Annotated in this window: 1 protein-coding gene; it reads right to left on the bottom strand. The window is 71.8% G+C overall.

Going from position 1 to position 277, the window contains the following annotated elements:
• Positions 1–261, bottom strand: a 261-nt coding sequence (locus SB658_RS23570) for a histidine kinase (RefSeq protein ID WP_410602720.1), incomplete at its 3' end; no start/stop codon positions are given.
• Positions 262–277: the final 16 nt, after the last annotated feature.

The following is a 277-nucleotide window of genomic DNA, read 5'->3' as shown; positions in this document are numbered from 1 at the left end:
CCGGTAGACGGCCGTCGTCGCCTGGACGCTGATGATCGACAGGCTGTGCGCGACCACGTCGTGCAGCTCCTGCGCGATGCGCGTGCGTTCATCGATCTCGCGTCGCTCCGCGTTCAGGCTGGCATTCGCCTGCCGTTCGACCCGCAACGCACCCCGGCTCACGGCGATCGCCCGGAGGGCCGAGCCGGCGATGGCGACGCCAAGCGTGACGCTCGCGGAGACGACGAGGCTCGCGGCCGCGGCGCTCCATCCGGGGGTCAACCCCTCCACGTACGCG

It is taken from the genome of Bacillus sp. SIMBA_008, from assembly GCF_046535495.1.
In the GTDB taxonomy this organism is placed as follows: Bacteria; Bacillota; Bacilli; order Bacillales; family Bacillaceae; genus Bacillus; species Bacillus subtilis.
The sequence above is the reverse complement of the archived record's forward strand: the minus strand, read 5'-3'. Positions and strand labels throughout refer to the sequence as shown.